Annotated in this window: 16 protein-coding genes; 11 read left to right on the forward strand and 5 right to left on the reverse strand. The window is 45.7% G+C overall.

The genetic code is table 11. The features are described from left to right. Positions 1–97 precede the first annotated feature (97 nt). Together AC0L6N_RS06570 and AC0L6N_RS06575 are read left to right on the forward strand one after the other, a co-directional pair. Positions 98–1,474, forward strand: coding sequence for an SLC13 family permease (locus tag AC0L6N_RS06570; RefSeq protein ID WP_473479979.1), 1,377 nt, complete (start codon positions 98–100; stop codon positions 1,472–1,474). Between the two features lie 267 nt (positions 1,475–1,741). Then, the gene (locus AC0L6N_RS06575; protein WP_473479981.1) at positions 1,742–2,068 is read left to right on the forward strand and encodes a YunC family protein; all 327 of its coding nucleotides are present in this window, start codon (positions 1,742–1,744) and stop codon (positions 2,066–2,068) included. Positions 2,069–2,114: 46 nt separating this feature from the next. On the opposite strand, the gene AC0L6N_RS06580 is transcribed toward AC0L6N_RS06575, so the two are convergent. Beyond that, entirely contained in the window at positions 2,115–3,113 is a 999-nt protein-coding gene (locus tag AC0L6N_RS06580) for a LysR family transcriptional regulator (protein WP_473479983.1), read from the reverse strand. Positions 3,114–3,527: 414 nt separating this feature from the next. On the opposite strand from AC0L6N_RS06580, the gene AC0L6N_RS06585 reads away from it, so the two are divergent. From AC0L6N_RS06585 to AC0L6N_RS06600, 4 genes are all read left to right on the forward strand, one after another. After that, positions 3,528–5,117 (forward strand): flavin monoamine oxidase family protein, encoded by a 1,590-nt coding sequence (locus AC0L6N_RS06585; protein ID WP_011574545.1) that lies wholly within the window; start codon positions 3,528–3,530, stop codon positions 5,115–5,117. Next, positions 5,107–5,721 carry a c-type cytochrome gene (locus AC0L6N_RS06590; RefSeq protein ID WP_473479984.1) on the forward strand — a complete coding sequence of 205 codons (615 nt, stop codon included), beginning with the start codon at positions 5,107–5,109 and terminating at the stop codon, positions 5,719–5,721. Before AC0L6N_RS06585 ends, AC0L6N_RS06590 begins: the two co-directional genes overlap by 11 nt. 18 nt (positions 5,722–5,739) lie before the next feature. Next, positions 5,740–6,249 (forward strand): RidA family protein, encoded by a 510-nt coding sequence (locus AC0L6N_RS06595; RefSeq protein WP_473479986.1) that lies wholly within the window; start codon positions 5,740–5,742, stop codon positions 6,247–6,249. A gap of 101 nt (positions 6,250–6,350) precedes the next feature. Continuing rightward, positions 6,351–8,981 (forward strand): TonB-dependent receptor plug domain-containing protein, encoded by a 2,631-nt coding sequence (locus tag AC0L6N_RS06600; RefSeq protein WP_473479987.1) that lies wholly within the window; start codon positions 6,351–6,353, stop codon positions 8,979–8,981. Between the two features lie 94 nt (positions 8,982–9,075). On the opposite strand, the gene AC0L6N_RS06605 is transcribed toward AC0L6N_RS06600, so the two are convergent. The 3 genes from AC0L6N_RS06605 to AC0L6N_RS06615 are packed head-to-tail and all read right to left on the reverse strand — an operon-like array spanning position 9,076 to position 14,593. Continuing rightward, positions 9,076–10,509, reverse strand: coding sequence for a CsiV family protein (locus tag AC0L6N_RS06605; RefSeq protein ID WP_473479989.1), 1,434 nt, complete (start codon positions 10,507–10,509; stop codon positions 9,076–9,078). Then, positions 10,509–13,991, reverse strand: coding sequence for a transcription-repair coupling factor (mfd, locus tag AC0L6N_RS06610; protein ID WP_473479991.1), 3,483 nt, complete (start codon positions 13,989–13,991; stop codon positions 10,509–10,511). Before mfd ends, AC0L6N_RS06605 begins: the two co-directional genes overlap by 1 nt. 5 nt (positions 13,992–13,996) lie before the next feature. Next, positions 13,997–14,593, reverse strand: coding sequence for a PilZ domain-containing protein (locus tag AC0L6N_RS06615; RefSeq protein ID WP_473479993.1), 597 nt, complete (start codon positions 14,591–14,593; stop codon positions 13,997–13,999). A gap of 362 nt (positions 14,594–14,955) precedes the next feature. Between AC0L6N_RS06615 and AC0L6N_RS06620 the strand changes: the two genes are divergently transcribed. Next, the gene (locus AC0L6N_RS06620; protein WP_473479994.1) at positions 14,956–16,167 is read left to right on the forward strand and encodes a lipoprotein-releasing ABC transporter permease subunit; all 1,212 of its coding nucleotides are present in this window, start codon (positions 14,956–14,958) and stop codon (positions 16,165–16,167) included. Positions 16,168–16,322: 155 nt separating this feature from the next. Next, positions 16,323–16,880 carry a phosphoribosyltransferase gene (locus tag AC0L6N_RS06625; protein WP_006994798.1) on the forward strand — a complete coding sequence of 186 codons (558 nt, stop codon included), beginning with the start codon at positions 16,323–16,325 and terminating at the stop codon, positions 16,878–16,880. 224 nt (positions 16,881–17,104) lie between these two features. On the opposite strand, the gene AC0L6N_RS06630 is transcribed toward AC0L6N_RS06625, so the two are convergent. Next, positions 17,105–17,638 (reverse strand): YHS domain-containing (seleno)protein, encoded by a 534-nt coding sequence (locus AC0L6N_RS06630; protein WP_473479995.1) that lies wholly within the window; start codon positions 17,636–17,638, stop codon positions 17,105–17,107. A 364-nt stretch (positions 17,639–18,002) separates the two neighbouring features. Between AC0L6N_RS06630 and AC0L6N_RS06635 the strand changes: the two genes are divergently transcribed. The 3 genes from AC0L6N_RS06635 to AC0L6N_RS06645 all read left to right on the forward strand — a co-directional run bounded on the left by AC0L6N_RS06635 (position 18,003) and on the right by AC0L6N_RS06645 (position 19,485). Beyond that, positions 18,003–18,497 carry an MmcQ/YjbR family DNA-binding protein gene (locus AC0L6N_RS06635; RefSeq protein WP_473481275.1) on the forward strand — a complete coding sequence of 165 codons (495 nt, stop codon included), beginning with the start codon at positions 18,003–18,005 and terminating at the stop codon, positions 18,495–18,497. Positions 18,498–18,775: 278 nt separating this feature from the next. Next, positions 18,776–18,973 (forward strand): CsbD family protein, encoded by a 198-nt coding sequence (locus AC0L6N_RS06640; protein ID WP_011574555.1) that lies wholly within the window; start codon positions 18,776–18,778, stop codon positions 18,971–18,973. Positions 18,974–19,323: 350 nt separating this feature from the next. Continuing rightward, positions 19,324–19,485: a DUF1328 domain-containing protein gene (locus AC0L6N_RS06645; protein WP_006994792.1), complete on the forward strand. Its 162-nt coding sequence runs from the start codon at positions 19,324–19,326 to the stop codon at positions 19,483–19,485. Positions 19,486–19,642: the final 157 nt, after the last annotated feature.

The following is a 19,642-nucleotide window of genomic DNA, read 5'->3' on the forward strand; positions in this document are numbered from 1 at the left end:
CCGAGGGACAATGCCCGTATGTCCCTCTTGATGTATAAAACGGGGGCGATGATTCATAAATGCCTGCTTTAGGCGATGCATTAGGATAGCGAATGTTATGCGATTAAACCGTCAGCACTTTATTTTAATAGGTCCTTTACTGGCGATACTGTTTTACGGATTTTTACGGTACTCACAGGTCGAATACTTACCGGCAGTGACTGCCGCTATTACTGCATTAACGGTTATTTGGTGGGTCAGTGAAGCCATTCCTATTCCCGCTACCTCTATCGTCCCTTTCGCACTGTTACCCATGTTTGGTGTGCTTGATCATGGCATAGCGGCATCAGCGTTGGGCAGTCACGTTATTTTACTGCTGATGGGGGCTTTTATGTTATCAACCGCACTAGAGCGCAGCGGCGCCCATGAGCGTCTCGCTGTGTATATGGTGCGTTTGGTAGGCGTGAGTAGCGGCCGGCGATTAGTGATGGGGTTTGTATTGGCGACTGGGTTCCTAAGTATGTGGATATCCAATACGGCCACCGTACTGATCATTCTGCCCATGGCATTAGCTGTGCTGTCACACGTAGATAACCCAAAACTGAAAGTGGCGTTGATTTTAGGGATTGCATACTCTGCCAGTGTCGGCGGCTTAGGGACGCTCATCGGCACACCGCCCAACGTGATATTTGCCGGTATTTATCAAGAGCAAACAGGGCAAGAATTTGGCTTTTTGGCGTGGATGAAAGTAGGCGTTCCCGTTGTTATTGTTAGCCTTCCGATTATCGCCCTGTGGCTAACCCGCAATGTGACCCTAGAGCATGATATTGAATTGCCTACCTTGGGTGCTTGGCGAAAAGAAGAATCCCGTACCTTGTGGGTGTTTGGTTTAACGGCCTTAGCATGGATAACGCGCAATGAGCCTTTCGGCGGCTGGAGCGGTTGGTTTGATATTCCATACGCGGGTGACAGCACCATCGCATTGACCGCTGCAGTAGTGATGTTCATTGTGCCAAATGGGAAAGGAACCAGATTGCTCGACTGGGAAACAGCAAAAAGGATCCCTTGGGGCATACTGCTGTTATTTGCAGGTGGTATTGCTTTGGCTAAGGGCTTTAGCGCATCAGGGTTGAGCCAAATCTTAGGAGAGTGGCTACTTAGCTTGACGAATTTACCGCTGGTGATGGTTATTTTAGCTATTTGCTTAATCGTGACTTACCTAACGGAGATCACCAGTAACACAGCAACCGCGACTTTGCTGATGCCTATTCTCGCTGTTGCCGCGGTTTCTTCAGGTAACGACCCTGCTTTATTTATGATCCCCGCCGCTATGGCTGCTAGTTGTGCCTTTATGCTTCCCGTAGCGACCGCTCCCAATGCAATTGCCTACGGTACGGGGGAAATCACCATAAAAGACATGGTCAAAGAAGGGGCTATTTTAAGCTTCTTGATCTCCAGCATAGTGGGGTTAATGTGTTATGCATTGCTGCGATGACACATGAGATATTCGCTCAGATTTAGGTCATCGTTTATTAAAGCACTTACGCCAACCTTTATTTCACTAAGGTGCCCCTGCATAACAAATGAATAAAACCAAATAGCTGCATTTAAGTGCAGCTAAGGGGTAATCACACTCTACATTGGTGCATAAATACTCTTCACATACGCATTTTCATGAAATTTCCCGCCTTGCCCGAATGGCATCAATACTGCACAAGCCTGCGTTTTAAAATGATAAAAAAGACAAGACAGGAGTAGTAATATGGGTAAGTTGTTGGGTGTCGCGTTAGGCTTAATGTTTACTGCTACAGCGCAAGGGGAAACCTTCGATTGGGGTGAGCTTAAACGCGAGCGTATCGAATTGAAATTACCCTTACTCACAGTTCAAGGTGAACAAGGTCTATTAGCGTGTGGTTACGTGGATGTAAACACATGTAATAAAACAGGTGAAGCGTGCGCAATTGTATCAGGGGTAAAAACCCATGAAGATATGCTGCAAAAACCAGTGTTATTGGTTTCAAAAGCCGCACGGGAATTAGGCGTTGAACCGGGTATGACAGGCACCCAAGCACTTGAATTAATGCGCTAGGGCAAATCTTTACGTCTACCTCTATCTCAGTTGTGGCTAAGTAGCGTTAACCAGCCACAGCTGATTCGATGTTAATGACCGAAGGTTGCTGGTATTTATTGTCAAGTAACTCGCCTCGCCAGCTATTATCAGCATGCAAGTTTGCGGCTGTTTCACGAATAAGCTCAAACACGGCAGCAACGGCGGGGTTTTTGTGCTGATGCTCGGCTAAGCGCAAATAAACCTCACGTTTCAGCTCTGGCTCCGTGATATTAATGGCTCGAATTTGATGACTCGCTTCCAAGTGGCACGTCGCTGATGAAGGGTAAATGGCTAAACCAAACCCCTGAGAAACATAATGCAAAGTGGTCATCAATTGTCCAAAGGCGTTACGTGTCTTTAATTTAATATTGTTTTTTCGGGCTTGCTCCTCAAGCAATTTAGGTAGGGCGTCCCGTCTGTCAGGCATAAAAAGTTCGTAATCTTGTAACGACTCAAAAGGGATTGAGCCAAACAATGAAAGTTCACTGTAGCTGGGGTTTTTGGGCCGTGGTGAAATATACAAATACAAATTTTCGTTAATAAGAGGCAATGAACTAGCAGCATGTTTACGTAAATCTGAGTTGTAACACAGAGCAATATCAATTTGCTGTTCGGCGAACCAACTTTCGACCATATACGAAGGCCCAACTCTAAAGGCTAATTCTACATTAGGAAATCGGTGCTCTAGCTCTGTCTGTAACTGCACCGACAGCACATTACACAATGATTGACTAAGGCCAACGATCACCTTGCCTTTGCACTGGGTTTGCTGCCCAATTAAGTCTAATTTTGCGGTATTGATTTGGTTTAAAATGAGCCGAGCGTGCTCTTCAAATTGAGAGCCTGCATGAGTGAGTGACACACCACGAAAATTTCGCTCAAAGAGTTTTATTTTTAATTCATGTTCTAAGTTCGCCAGTTGCAAACTAATAGCAGGCTGTGCGACATCAAGCACTTTTGAGGCGCCCGATATACTGCCTTGCTCTACAGTGGCCAAAAAGTACTCTAGTTGTTTTGTATTCATTCGCTACCCAAATTTATACTTATTTTGCTCAAATAAACCGCTTGTTATGGAGGAATTAGCAAATTAAATGCCTAAATAGCATTTGCTCTTAGTTAGAGCGCTTGCTCGACAACCAAAAAACGACGTGCCCAGCGCAGACTAAATCGCGTATGCGCATACTTGTTTCATCTCGCCTTCCCTCAAAAAGCAATTTTAATGCCGTATAACTTATTCTTTTTTGTTTGAAAATCGTGATGTAGGCCCCTTTAATTGACCGCATTCCTCCTTGAAAGCCTTATCATTAAAGGGTTATAAAAAAAATATGGGGCCGCACAATACTATTGTGCGTTCTGTCATTTGTTTCGTGTCGCTAGCATATAAACCTGATTTTCCAACCTCATCGAACGATAAATTAGGAAGTACGTTAGAACGATTATGCTAAATATTACGCGAAGACAATTTCTCAGTTATGTAGGGGCAGCGGGTGGTTCATCAGCATTACTTAAAACAAGTTTAGCTTTAGGTTTAATGCCTGATGATAGTTATTCAGGACCCGTTCAAATCAAGCCCGCAGCGAAAGGTGAACAGCCTACCGCACTCATCCTAGGCGCTGGTGTAGCAGGGTTGGCAACAGCCCTTGAGCTCGAAAAAGCCGGCATTCAATGTACAATTTTAGAGGCTTCTTTTAGGCCTGGGGGCCGTAACTTAACCGTTCGCAACGGTGACAAGATTGATGAAATGGGCAACACCCAAATTTGTCAATTTGATAAACAAGAAAATTTGTTTTTCAACTGTGGTCCTGCGCGAATTCCTGGTCACCATAGACGCTTGTTGCACTATTGCAGAGCATTGAATGTGCCATTACAGATCAAAGCCAATAGCAGCAAGATGGCATATTTTCATGATGATAATTCTTTAGACGGTAAACCAAAACGCATCATTGAATACCACACAGATGTACGCGGTTTAATGTCCGAATTGCTCTGGAAGTCAGCAGATTCGCATAATTTTGACCAAATGATGTCAGAAGAAGATGTGGCCACGTTAATGAAGTTTTCTCAGACCTATGGTGATTTAACCGAAAACGGTAAATACATAGGCAGTGAGCGCGCTGGCTCAACAACCGATCGCATGTTGGAGTTTCCGAAGCCTCATGCGCCTATCGAATTAAAAGCCATGCTCGACAGCCAATTTTGGTACGGCGGTTTATTGGGCGCTGAGCTGTATGACTGGTGTGAGCCGTTAATGGAACCAGTAGGTGGCATGGATGGCGTGATTAAAGGCTTCTTGCGTAATCTCAAAACCCAGCCTGTGCTCAATGCGCAAGTGAAGAAAATCTACAACCGTGATAACGGAGTTGAGGTCACTTACGAGCAAGGTGGCAAGTTACATACGGTGCAAGCAGACTACTGCTTTAACAATATTCCTGCTTACTTTATGGCAGGTATCGATAACAACTTCTCAGATACATACCAAGCAGGTTTAGACAGCGTTAAGCGTGGGCACTTGTTTAAAATTGCTTATCAAATGAGCGAGCGTTTTTGGGAGCGAGACGGTATTTACGGCGGTATCAGCTATACCACTGACCCTATTAACCAGCTGTGGTATCCGTCTCATGACATTCATGCGCAAAAAGGCATTTTGTTAGGTGCTTATACGTGGGATGCGAAAGTCAGTGGCGTGTTTGAAAAAATGACACCGCAAGAGCGACTCACCGCTGGGGCGTTGTCCGCTGAAAAAATCCACCCCGGCTGCAGCAAGTACATCGAAAACGGTATCAGTATTCCATGGGCTCGAATGAACCATCAAATGGGCTGTGGTATGCGCATGAGTCCTGAAAATTTTGATAAATATTATCACTTACTGCAAAAGCCCGAAGGTCGTCACTTCATGATTGGCGATCAAATCAGTCATCACAGTGGTTGGCAAGAAGGGGCACTGGCATCAAGCGAGCAAGCCTTGCAACAGTTCAATCACCTTGTTAGTTCTCACTCCAAAAGTGGAGGTGCCAGTCATGTCGCTTAAATCAACACTTTTTGCTTTATTGCTGGCGGGTAACGCCAGTGCATTGCATGCCTCTGAAGCTATTACGCCTGAAGGCCTCGAATATTGCACTGTCTGCCACGGTAGCCAACTGAAGGGGAATGCCAATATTCAAGCCCCAAGATTAGGTGGGTTATCAAAGTGGTATATCGAGCGCCAACTCAATAATTTCAAACAAGGCATTCGTGGAGCCCACACCAGTGATGTGACAGGCAGTGAAATGCAAGCCATGGCACGTCACTTAACGCCAAGTGATATCTCTGCCATTGCCAGTTGGATTGGTCAAACCGAATCGCCTAAGCCAGCCGCAACCCTTCATGGCGATATTGATGCGGGTAAAACCTTGTATCAAGCCTGCGCCGCTTGTCACGGAGCGGATGGTGGCGGTAATAAAGCCATAGGTGCGCCGCGCTTAAGTGGCATTAACGATTGGTATGTACTCACCCAAATCAATCATTTCCGTGAAGGTATTCGCGGTAATGACCAAAAAGACATTTACGGACAACAAATGAAAGCCGCTGTTTCGATGGTGCAATCAGATCCTGATGCGGTGAATCTCGCCGCCTATATCAGCCAACTTAAATAAACCAGGAGTTACCTTTACATGATCAAACGCATGAACAAACGCATTTTACTTACTGCTGCTGCCGCTTTATTCAGTGCCAACAGCTTGGCAGAAGTGACGCGTCACGCCTTACCAAACAACAATCCGTTTCCCATTTCTCGCGCAGTGGAGGTCACGCCTGACACCACGTTAATTTTCCATGCGGGTATGACACCAGGCCCTGTGAATCCTGACGCTGAAAAGGGCAGCCGCGAATATTACGGCGATACCGAAACCCAAGCCTTGAGTGTGTTTAAACGTCTAGAAGGCTCGTTTAAAGACTTAGGCGTTGATTTTGGTGATGTCGTCAAGATGCAAGTGTTCATGGTCGGTGACCCAGCCATGGACGGAAAGATGGACTTTGGCGGTTTTATGAAAGCATACACCAAGTACTTTGGTACGAAGGAGCAGCCAAACAAACCATCACGTTCGGCTTTTCAAATAGCAGGTTTGGCCGGTGGCCCGAACATGTTGATAGAAATTGAAGTGGTACTGGCCAAGCCAGAGTAAACGTCAATACGAGTCCTGCTCGGGAAGAGCAGGCTGTGCAATAACGGAAATAGCCAAGTTAATTAGCTCGCAAAGATTAAAAATAAAAAAGGTGAACACACATGCTCAAGCAAAATAAACTTAGCAAAGCAATAAAAACCGGGTTGATGACCTGCGCAATCAGTTCTGTGGCAGTATCATCAGCAATGGCACAAGAAACACAGACGCCAGATGAGGCGGCTGCTACGTATGAGAAAGTGGTGATTACCGGCTCTCGCGGCGCTCCTCGCTCGCTAGCGGATTCGCCGGTACCAGTTGACGTACTTAGTGAAGACGATTTAGCAGCAGTGCCTTTTTCGGATACCAACGACATATTAAAAACATTGGTGCCGTCATATTCATTGCAACGCCAGCCCATATCGGACGGTGCATCTTTTATTCGCCCTGCCACCTTACGCGGTATGCCAACGGATAAAACTTTAGTCTTGGTAAACTCGAAACGCCGTCATCGCTCTGCACTTGTACAAATCGGTGGTTCTGGTACGCAAGGCCCTGATGTTGCTACTATTCCTGCCTCAGCCCTTAAAGGCGTTGAAGTATTGCGTGATGGTGCTGCAGCACAATATGGTTCTGATGCTATCGCAGGGGTTATCAACTTCGTTTTGAAAGACAATGATGAAGGGGGCTCATTCTCTGTTGAGGGTGGTCAATATTTTGAAGGCGATGGTGACCAAGTTACTATTACCGGTAACATTGGTTTCGCATTAGGTGACAACGGCTTCTTTAGTTTGTCAGGAGAGTATGCGGATTCGGACTCAACTGATCGCGGCGAGCAATATTGTGAAGATTGGTTCTGTGCTGATGCAAGCGATCCACGGGGCGCAGCAAACCCTTATTTAAGCGACCCTGATTTTGTTGCCGGTTTAGATAACGCCAACCTAGGCGGCGAAGACGTGGTACAGCCTTGGGGACAACCCAATACCTCCGCAACGCGGGTATTCTTTAACTCAGGGTATGAATTTAACGATGACATGAAATTTTATGCCTTTGGTAATTACTCTGAAAGTGAAGGGGATGCGACGTTTTATTATCGTTACCCAGGTAATGGCACCATTGAAGATTTGCGCCAAGAAGATGGTTCTATTTATAACCCACTAGAGAAATTCCCAGGTGGTTTTACACCGCGCTTCTTTGGTGATATTACTGATTTCTCACTTGTTGGAGGCTTAGAAGGCGAGTTCGCAAATGGTATCACCTATGATTTCAGTGGTCGTTTTGGCTCTAACGAAATCCAGTACACTTTAAAAAATACTATTAACCCCTCTTTAGGAGCTGATTCACCTACGTCATTCCGCCCAGGTGACTTAACCAACGAAGAAACTCAGTTCTCTGCTGACTTTACTAAGTACCTTGATTTTGGCCTGTATTCCGATGTGTTATTGGCATTTGGTGCCACCTACATGGAAGAAAGCTACGAGCTCACCGGTGGGGAAGAAGAGTCATACTCAGCGGGCCCTTACGCCACATCTGATCCATGGGGATTCTGTGATGATGCAGGCGGCACGACAGCAGCAGGTTTAGCGGTCATCGGTGGTGGTTCTACCCTAGATTGCTCGAACAGTGATGATCCAGTTTATCAAGTCGTGGGTGTCGGCTCTAACGGTTTCCCTGGTTATTCTCCAGAATATTCAGGTAAATACGAGCGCGATATGCATGGTATTTATGCCGATTTAAGCAGTGACGTAAGTGAAGCGTTATTCCTACAAGCCGCTATGCGTTACGAAGATTACTCGGACTTCGGTTCTGAACTCGTCGGTAAGGTCGCGTTTAAGTACACCTTGAGTGACGACTTTAATATGCGCGGTTCAGTGGGTACGGGCTTTAGAGCGCCAACACCTGGTCAACAAGGTACTACCAACGTATCCACCCGTTTACCTGACGGGCTACCAGTAGCCACAGGTTTATTCCCTGCGTTAAGTGCAGTAGGCCAAGCCTTGGGTGCTGAAGCGCTGAAACCTGAGAAATCATTGAACTACAGCCTTGGTGTAACTGGCAATATTGATGACTTGAACGTGACTTTGGATTTCTATCGCATTGAGCTTGAAGATCGCTTCTATGCGGTATCGACCTTGGATGTATCCACGGATGAAACAGATGCAGATGCCTATGCTAACTTCTTGAAGCTAGAAGCGGCCGGTGTCGCAGGTGCAAACACCATTGGTGGTGTTAACTACTTCCAAAATGCGTTTGATACAGTGACCAACGGTATGGATTTCGTGATGACCTACACCATGGGTGACACGGTACTGAGTACGTCTGTTAACTTCAACAAGACAGAAATTGACTCTGATGCCTCTGCGTTCTTAAACGCTGAAGATCAATTTGACTTAGAAAATGCCATTCCAGAGTGGCGCGGTGTAGCGTCAGCGAAACACAGTTTTGAAGACCTTACGTTATTGGTACGTGCCAACGTCTACGGATCATATACTAACGCTATTGATTCAGACGCAACGATTAAGCAAGAATATGATCCAACCGTATTCTTCGACCTCGAAGCGAGCTATCAAATCAGCGAGAATGTAACGATTGCAGCCGGTGCACGTAACATCTTTGACGAATACCCAGACAGCGATGGCGTAACGGTTGACGGTAACTTTAGTCGTGATGAATGTTGTGGCGCAGTGTACTGGTCAAGCAACATCGTTGATTGGCAAGGTGGTTACTACTACATGCGTTTGAATACTGTTTTCTAGGTATACCTATGCATAGCAGTTAACGAACGACCTTACTATTCGTTCATAAAAAAAGCGGCTCAATTGAGCCGCTTTTCTGTGTTGTTGTTATCACTTAATCAGTGTCAGTTTCTTTTGTTGGGTCATAACGGCGTATTTGCACCACCATGCCAAATAAAGGGTGATCAAAATAGTGTAACTGTTTAGAAATTACTCTACGTAACTGATCAAAGTGAAAGCTTTGTAAAAAGTTATTCGGTTGCACATCGGTATCACCGGGTAAGCGCAGGGTAATAGGCGCTCGGTAGTCTAGATTGCTGTCAATGTGCAAGTAGGGCGTGCGACCTAAATTTTCTAGGTACACCTTAAAGTCACCCTCTAACTGCCAAAGCGGTTTCTCCGCTACTTGAATAAAATCTTCTGCGTCGATACTGGCCTCAGCATCAGCAGTAGTGCTCTGGCTGAAATCAATGACCTTTGCAGGCTCTGGCGAAGCGAGCGCTGCATTGATTTGCGCAAATAAGGCCTGATTAGATAATCCTTTCTCCGTGTTATCTTCGTTTTGCTGCGTGTTCATAAAACGTGGATCTAACACTTCGTTTAACGGCGTTTCTTCTTTGCGTTGACCATCTTGGTCATACGCTTGCGCGTAATTTTCACCGGCAATTAATCTAAACGGCTGGGCGTTGTCCTTGCCAAATACCACAGGCTGGCGCCATGTTAAATGCAAAATCGGGGTGAGATCTTTTTGCCAGCGGATATGTTCTTCAAGTTTTTCTAGCTGTTGAGCAGATTTAGGCAACAGGTATGGGCTTTGGCGATTAGGCCATTCCACGCCATCAATATTGCGGGGTATTCGCTCAGGTTGACTGACATCAATAGGCTTGTCATAAGGGCCTGCCAGTAACACGCGGTCTTGTTCGAACGCGCAAGGAAGCGATTGAGGAATTTGCCATTTAACCCAGGTTGGCTCCGTTAAAGTAGGACTCGTGCTAGGCGTAACTTGTGCGCCGCTTTGACTGACATCATCGCTACCAGTGTAGACCCGGGTATCAATGGGGCTTGTTGGGTTATTTGCTACCGAGCTGCTTTGTGCGCCCCGTAGCTGATCAATCAAGGCCGTGGTTTCGTCTGCTGCCGGCTCATCTTGTACATCGAGATAAGAATAATCCGTTTCTGTAAATACCGTGTTTGCTAAGGTGAATTGGCGCTCATGTTGTTCTTTTTGATTTACTTCAACACTGGCATCACACGAAGGTAAGCCAGCACTCATGTAGGTCAGATCCGGCGTAATATAATCACTGAGTAAATCGAATGCCGTTGGCGAAGCAAATTCTGGTGCTTTATGGGCAAAGCTTTCAGCGATACTTTGTGCCGCAATATCTCGCTTAAACACAATCACTTCAACATCAAACCACCAGTCGTTAGCGTGCGCGGTATTGTGCAGGCCTAACGTGCAGCTTAAGGCGAGCAGTGTCATGCCAAGCTTTGGCTTTCGCGCTGTGGTAGATTGGTTTTTGGTGTTAACAAAACTAAACATATTTGGCATTAAGCGGCTCTTAATTGCTGGCTAAACTCATTTAACATATCCAGGATAAGTTGCAGCCTATCGCTGGCGGATTGTGTTGGTACATTAAATTTCAATTTGTTGGCGCCTTCAAGTCGATAAATGCGCGGCTGTGATTGTATCAGTTTAATGATAAAGCTTGGGTCGATTTGGGTTTTATCTGAAAACTCAATCGCTCCCCCTGCATTGTTGGCTTCAACCTTATTAATACCGACTTTCTTGGCTACTAATTTCATCTGGCTGATTTGCACTAAATTCTTAGCGGCATCAGGCAGTAAGCCAAAGCGGTCGATCAATTCAATTTGCACTTCATTGATTTGTCTCTCGTTTTTGCAGCTAGCGAGCTTTTTATACAAAGACAAACGGGTGTTCACATCACTGATGTAATCTTCTGGGAATAGTGCAGGCAAGCGCAATTCGATTTCCGTTTGATTAGCAAGGGCGGTGTCAAGTGATGGCTCTTTGCCTTCTTTTAACGCTTCAACCGCTTGCTCTAACATTTCCATGTACAAGGTAAAGCCGACCGTGGTGATTTGACCGGTTTGGTCGTCCCCGAGCAATTCACCGGCACCGCGTATTTCTAAATCGTGAGTAGCAAGGGCAAAACCTGCGCCTAAATCTTCCAGTGAGGATATGGCATCCAGACGTTTTTTGGCGTCTTTGGTCATGCGTTTAGGGTGCGGCGTTAATAAATAGGCGTAAGCTTGGTGATGAGAACGACCCACACGGCCACGCAATTGGTGTAACTGTGCAAGACCAAGATGATCCGCTCTGTCCATGATAATGGTATTCGCTGAGGGCACATCGATACCGGTTTCAATGATGGTGGTACACACCAACACATTGTGTCGTTGGTGGTAGAAATCCCCCATGACCTTTTCAAGTTCCCGCTCGCGCATTTGGCCATGGCCTATGGCAATACGTGCTTCGGGCACCATTTCGGCAATCTCGTCAGCGGTACGCTCGATACTTTCTACTTCGTTGTGCAGAAAGTACACCTGACCACCGCGTAGAATTTCCCGCATGATGGCTTCGCGGATAAGCTCTTTGCTACGTTGGTTCACAAAGGTCTTGATCGCCAAACGTTTGGCTGGCGGCGTCGCAATAATTGACAAGTCGCGCATGCCGGAAAGCGCCATGTTAAGCGTTCTCGGTATGGGCGTGGCGGTTAAGGTCAAAATGTCTACGTCTGAGCGCAGAGCTTTAAATTTCTCTTTTTGGCGTACGCCAAATCGGTGCTCTTCATCGATAATAACTAAGCCCAAGTCATCAAATTTCACATCACTTTGCAGCAGTTTATGGGTGCCCACTACAATATCCACTTTGCCATCGTCGAGTCCGGCCATGACACCTTTTTGGTCTTTGGCACTGCCAAAACGTGACATTACTTCTATCTTAAACGGCCAATCAGCGAATCTGTCTTTGAAGTTTTCATAATGTTGCTGAGCAAGCAAAGTGGTGGGGACCAAGATGGCCACTTGTTTACCTTGATTCGCTGCGATAAAGGCAGCGCGCATAGCGACTTCGGTTTTACCAAAGCCCACATCACCACAAACGAGTCTGTCCATGGCGTTACTGCTACCCATGTCTTGAATAACAGCGTTGATGGCTTGTTGCTGATCTAAGGTTTCTTCAAAGGGGAAACTGTCGCTGAAAGCTTGGTATTCGTCCCAGGCAATTTTATAAGAGTAACCGGGCTTGGCTGCGCGCCTAGCGTATACGTCAAGTAATTGTGCGGCCACGTCTCGCACGCGCTCGGCGGCTTTTTGCTTGGCTTTACTCCAAGTTTCGGTGCCTAGATTGTGCAGAGGGGCTTTTTCTAAATCACCACCACTGTAGCGGCTGATCAAATGCAGCGCGGATACCGGCACATATAACTTGGCTTCTTTGGCGTATTCAATGGTGAGGTATTCTGTGGTGATCCCGCCAGCATCTAATGTTTGCAAGCCGAGGTAGCGACCCACGCCGTGATCTAAATGCACCACAGGCTGGCCAATGGCCAGTTCAGCCAAGTTACGAATGACGGCGTTTTCGTCAGTGGCTTGGCGTTTGTCACGCAGTCGGCGCTGACTGATCTTATGACCGAGCAATTCGGTTTCGGTAATAAACGCCAGTTCTTTGTTGTCTTCAAAGAGCACGAAACTGTGTTCGGCCAAGCCAATGGTAATACCTACTAGCTCTTTGCTTTTTTGAAATGCATCTAGGTGTTCAAACGCTTTGGGTTTGATGCCCGCTTTACCTAATAAATCGAGCAGGCTTTCACGGCGACCCTGAGATTCCGCGCTAAACAGCACTTTACTGCCGCTTTTTTGCCAATCAGCAACCCGTTGCTTAAGCGTTGCCCAGGGCACTTTGTTTTGTGATTTTATCGCGATATCACCAATCGTGCGGGTGTCGTAATTGGTGACGCCGGCTTTTTGCTCTTTGGCATTTTGCTCTATGGTGATCCGCGGCCACTGCTTTAACGCGCCGAAGAGTTCTTCATTGCGTAAAAATAAATCTGCGGGTGCCATAAGCGGGCGACTGAGGTTGTAGCGCAGTTGCTCGTAGCGCTCGTTCACATCATTCCAGAAGAAGTCACAGGCCTTGGCTAAATCGCCGTGCATCATGAGCAAGGTGTCTGGGTGCAGATAATCAAACAGGGTGGCGCTTTGCTCAAAAAACAGCGGTAAGTAATATTCAATGCCGCCAGGCATCATGCCTTTACCGACTTGGTAATAGATAGACTCTTTAGAATTATTGGCGTCGAATTTTTCTAAGTACTGCTGGCGAAACAGTTTTATGCCGTCTTGATCAGTAGGAAACTCACGCGCCGGTAGCAGCTTAATTTCGTCAATTTTATCCCCTGAGCGCTGGCTGTCGGGGTCGAAATAACGAATGCTGTCGACGTCATTATCGAATAAGTCGATACGAAACGGCTGCTGACTGCCCATGGGGAATAAATCGATAATGCTACCGCGAATCGAAAACTCACTGTGGCCCATCACCTGATTGACATGTTGGTAGCCAGCGCGCTCTAACCCTAAACGGAACGCGTCTATGTCTAAGGTTTGATTGACCTTTAAAAATAACAAATACTTGCTGAGGTAATCTGTTGGTGCCATGCGCAGCATCAAGGTATTAACCGGCACGATGAAGACGCAGTTCTCCGCCTGAGTGAGGCGGTATAAGGTTTCTAAGCGCTGTGAAATAATATCTTGATGAGGGGAAAAGTTGTCGTAGGGCAGGGTTTCCCAATCGGGGAAAAGCTGCACCTGGACGTTTTTACCTTGTAAGAAAAAGCTGAGTTCTTTTTCTAATTTCATGGCGCTTGGGGTATCTGCCGTTACCAGCAAAATAGGGCCTTTGGTCTTGCCCGCAGCGTTGGCAATAGACATTGCCAAACTACTGCCGTGTAAATTGCCCCAGTGAATTGCATCTCGTTGGCCTTTGGCCAAGGTCGGATTAAAAATACTTGCTGTCATCTAAATTAGTCGTTCTTTTGTTGCTTGGCGCGTTTGCGTAATTGCGCTGTTTGAAGATGTAAACTGGCACGTACCAGAAGATCCTGATCTTCTTCACGAATGCAGTTATAAATAAGTGACACATGATATTGCTCGCCTGCCTGCTGGCACTCAATGACTTCGCCATAGCAAAAAATGGCGGAGGCCTCTTCCTTTAGGAACAGTTTTAATTCAACGATTTGCTCGGGCTCGTAGGCTTCATCGCACTTAACGATAATGCCGCCACCGCCGAACTTTACTGACTCGTAAGCTAAGCTTGGGTCGTCTTGTTGCTGTAGTACCAAGGACATTAACAAATCAATTTTGCGAGATTGCGCATTTAAAAAGTTGGCCAGCTCGACAGCATGTTCCCCCATGTTACGCAGTGGGCGTAAGGCTTGGGCATCAATGGCGGTTGCTTCACTAGCCACTCGAAACGCGTAGGGCATGTGCTCCCCTAAGTCATCGACATGGGGCAAAGTAAAGCCAGCCGCAACGGCTTTAAAGTTAACCCGTATGGCATGCTCTATGGTGAAAAATTCATTGAATTGTTGCTGTTTTTCTTCGAGGCTAATGCCGTGCATGTATTCTCCGAAAATGAGTATCGTTATTCACTGTGGCTCAAGGGCCTGTCTTTATCGGCCGGCTAACGGTTAATTTAGCATTTTAGGCGGCAAAACATAGTTTGGCCTATTGTAACCTTGTTTGCGCTATGACCAGAGCGTATTATTCAAAAAACGTTTTACTTTACCATGAGTTAAACGATTATGACTGTAGTCATTTATGCTGTGCATTTTGTTTAAATAAAGTCAGTTAAAACAAAGTCAGGTTAAATAAATTCAGTTTACCCAAACAAACGTTAATAAACACAGTCAAATGAGCCACCGCGTGATGTAACTTGCACGTCGAATTATCTCTAACCCTTTGCTAAGAGTCCATTGCTAGCATGTTTCACTCTGTTTCTGCATTTATCGGTTTGCGTTATGCAAAATCGTCCAAAGGTAATCAATTTATCGCCTTTATTAACGCCTTCTCTGCTATTGGCATCGCCCTTGGTTTAATGTCTTTGATTACGGTTTTGTCTGTAATGAACGGATTCGAGGGGGACCTGAAAGATCGCATTCTCGGTATTGCGCCGCACGTAGTGGTAGATACGCGGGGTGAAAACGAGCAGATCATTTCGAGCTTGTCACAATTACCGGGCGTTACCGCCACCAGTGACTTTATTGAGTCTGAAGGCGTGGTGCAGTCACCGCGCAGCTTAGAAGGCGTGATGATACAAGGCGTTGAGCCACAAACCACCCATGAACACTCTATTATAGCCCAGAATATGTTGGTCGGGCAGATCGCAGATTTAACCCCTGGCAGTTATGGCATTATCGTCGGTCGAGCATTATCAACCCGTTTAGGGTTAAGGGTAGGTGAGCAAACACGTATTTTATCTGCCCAGGGCAGTGTATTTGGGCCGTTTGGGCAAATGCCGAGCCAGCGCTTGTTTACTGTGGTAGGTGTGTTTGATGTGGGCTCAGAGCTTGATGCCAAAGTGATTTTAATGAACATCAATGACAGCGCTAAGCTGATGCGCAATAAGGTCAGCCGTATTGCTCAAACGCGGTTATTTTTACAAGATCCGTTTGAATATAAAACGGTGGTCGACAAGGTTACTGAGCTTGGCCTTGAAAGCGACGACTGGCGCACGCGCCAAGGCCCGTTGTTTGATGCCGTTAAGATGGAAAAGAACATGATGGCCTTAATGCTTCTGCTTATCATCGCGGTGGCGGCGTTTAATATTGTGTCGGCGCTGGTGATGGTGGTGACTGAGAAAAAAGGCGATATTGCTATTTTACTGACCCAAGGGTTGTCGCGCGGGCGCATTATGCAGGTCTTTTTGGTTAATGGCTTATATAACGGTATCAAAGGAACGCTGTTTGGCGCCGCGGGCGGTTTATTACTTGTCAGCCAACTAAACAATTTGTTGAGCTTATTTAATGTGCCGATTATGGCGGCTACCGGCGGGGCAGGGTTGCCCATAGTCATGCATTGGCATCAGGTGTTGATGCTCATTCTGTTTTCCTTGCTGCTGTGCTTTGCTGCCAGTATTTATCCTGCTTATCGAGCGGTGAAGGTTGACCCAGCCAGTGCGCTTAAATATGAATAGTTTTATTGCCGAGTCAGGTAACTCGTCACAAATTTGCCATAATCGCCATCTCTTATCATAAGATTTCAGTGTATAATGAGCGATGATTTAAAATTAGCACGCTGATTTGTTAGCTTAGGCAGTCAGTGGCACTCCACGCTTTAAAGGGTTTTTCGATGGAAAAAACATTTATTACCGCTCAGCAATTACTAGAAGATTCATTTCGCTTAGCATCAAAAGTGTACGAAGATGGTTTTCGTCCGCATTTTATTATTGGCATCTGGCGCGGCGGTGCGCCAATTGGTATCGCGGTTCAAGAATACTTCGATTTTAAAAAAGTAGAGACAGACCACATTGCCGTGCGTACATCGTCTTATTACGGTATCGATCAACAATCAAAAACCATCAAAGTGCACGGTTTGCATTATTTGATTGAAAACGCCAATGCCGAAGATGACTTGCTTATTGTTGATGACGTGTTTGATTCAGGCCGCAGTGTTGATGCGCTGATTAAGCAAATTAAGAAGTTGTCTCGCGCGAATATGCCGAAAAACATTCGTATTGCTTGCCCTTACTATAAGCCGCAAAACAATAAAACGGACATAGTGCCAGACTACTTTGTACACGAAAGTGCCGAGTGGTTGGTATTCCCTCATGAGATTTCAGGCTTAACCCCAGACGAAATCATCAATGGCAAAACAGATTTAGCCAACGTACGCGACATATTGGTGTAATAACGCCGCGTTTGTCTGTGTAAAGGGGATTGAAAAAGGAGCCTAGTTGCTCCTTTTTTTTGTGATTTTTTAAGCTTTTTACAGGTATTGTTCAAGCCACTTTGACTCGCTTGCTAGCGCAAATGCAAAACCTTCGAATCAATAAAGCAAGCTTTCGCTAGGCATTCTAAATCAAGCAAGCTTTCGCTAGCTCTTCTTAGTCAAGCAAGCTTTAGCCAGGGCTGCTAAAAAGTAAACAACTCAACGTTATTGTCTTTTTTCCAGCGTTTTTTGGCCGCGATCTGCTCGAAACGTTTTTCTGATTTGTACTGCCAATGCTTGGTGGCGGCAATAAGGTTTTTGCTACTGTCTTTAATCCATTCACTTTTCGCTTCTTGTGAAACGAACATATACAACTTACCTGCCTCAATGGTGTAAATTGAAGGGTCTGCGATGACGTCTTTTTCCATTACTAAAGAGTGGGCGCAAAGCGCGCCAAATTGCGGCAAGTACTGTGCGGGGTTATTAGCGAATTTTTGCTGATTCTCTTCATTGGCGAATAAATAGCGCTGACCCATATACACGGCTTGAAACGCATCGTTGCCCTGTTTAGCGCCGCTTAGATTAAAGTAGGTTGTGGGGTCAAACCCTTGTAGTGCTAATGTCGCTTGTTTTTCAACAGTGGCCCTGTCGATCGATTCGGCGAACGCGGTATTCATTGTTAAAAGGTAAAACCCAAAAAGTAACCCTGTGATTTTCATTATTTTCTTGCCTAGCATGTGTGTATTCCTTTTTGAACTGCGCTTTATCTAACGCTTTATATAGCGTTCTATTCAGCTTTTTCTTGGAGCGTTTTTGTTACGAACCAGATATTTGTATAAGTAAAGACAAGGTCAGCGCCAATAATATTGCACGCCAATGGCAAATACTTCCGCTAGTGGCTTCTAAGGTTTAGCAACATGCCGTCAAACAGGTGGTAGCCTAAATGAAAATAGCGCTATATTAGGCCTTACCTCTGTTTGCTTTTACGCTAGGTTTACGATGAAAATAACGGCCTCACAAAATGCTTCTAAAATAACTTCAAAGACAGCGCCAGAACAGAAGCAAGCACAGGAGCAAGAAAAACAACAAGGGCAAGAACACATGCACAGTCATGAAAAAGCATACAGCCAAATCTATGCTCAAGCGCGTCAGTGGCTATTAGACTTCCCCGATACAGTCGAAGACTTTCCGTTTGGGCCTGAGGTAGCGGTTTTCAAAGTCAAAGGTAAAATGTTCGCTACGCTCTCTTTGGGCAAAGCGGCTCCCCGTGCAAATTCTCACACTGCTAGCATTAACGATGAGCAAGCGCAGGACAGTGATGAGAGCACTAACAGATGCAGTAAAGAGGGTAGTAAAGAATGCAGTAAGGTGTATTGGATGAACCTAAAGTGCGATCCTCACGAGGCAATTATGCTGCGAGACGTTTTTAGCGCAGTCATCCCCGGGTATCACATGAATAAACAACATTGGAATACCGTTATTTTGGACGGCAGCCTGCCAGCCGGCGAACTTCAACGAATGATTAAACAGTCCTTTATGCTGGTGGTGAATAAGCTGCCGAAGAAAGCACAGGTATCTATTCTGCTTCACCTATAGTTAGTGCCCAGCTTGAAAGCGCCCAGCTCGAAAGTGCCTAGCTTAAATGTACCCACTTGAAAATGTCTAGCTGAAAATTTCGTTAGCGGTGGGGACTCACTTGATCCAGCTTTGCTCGGTGCGCCCCAACGAAACACTGATGTAGGTAAAAGCGCTGTCATATTCACGCTGTCGTATTCACGCTGGCATAGTCATTGCTGCTTACTTATTGAAGCACGTCTGTGCGCAACGGGTGTTCAGGCGATTTTCGCAATATTTTCTCAACAAAGGAGATAATGATGAATCAAGATCAAGCTGAAGGAAATTGGAAACAATTAAAAGGTAAAGCCCAGCAGAAGTGGGGCGATCTTACAGATGACGACGTAGACAAAATGAAAGGCAGCCGCACCGAACTGGTGGGCAAAATCCAAGAGAAGTACGGCAAGTCTAAGGAAGAAGCAGAGCGCGAGGTAGACGACTTCTTCGATAGTCATTAATCATCGGCCATTCGCACCATTAAAATTACCATTGAAAGCGCGTGAAGAACTGTTTCTTCACGCGCTTTTTCTTTTTCACTCACCCTTCTTTTTTACGTTTACTGGTTTTCAATTCAACCCCCTCTGGCCGCTTTGGTGATGCACACCGACACGGAATCATCGATGTTCAACACGTGAAAATCTTACAACGAGGTAATAAAATTATTCATGAAATCAATACCGAGTGAAGCGATTTTTGATAAACGAGCCTAGGCTCAACCCCACGTTTTATATGCGTTTTTCTACCTATAGGGTCCGTTGGCACGTTTGAAGCATTAGTTAAAGTCCACTCATTGTTAAAAGGAATAGTTATGTTACGTTGGGCTGTTATATTTTTAGTTATCGCACTGGTTGCTGCAGTGTTGGGATTCGGCGGAATTGCAGGCTCTGCAGCCGGTATCGCAAAAATCATTTTCTTCGTATTTTTAGTCCTACTGGTTATTTCAGTGGTGATGGGCAGAAGGAAAGTCTAGCTACCTTAATTCATGATCAGGCTGCCAATGCGCAGCCTTTTTTTTGGTTTTTTTATTGATAATCAGGTATCAGAGAGTCCTCTAGCCGATGTGTTTAGACATATGAATAAAGAAAGCGCGTTATGAATAAGTCACTTATTGAGTTGATTACCCATTC

This window comes from Paraglaciecola sp. G1-13 (assembly GCF_055809255.1).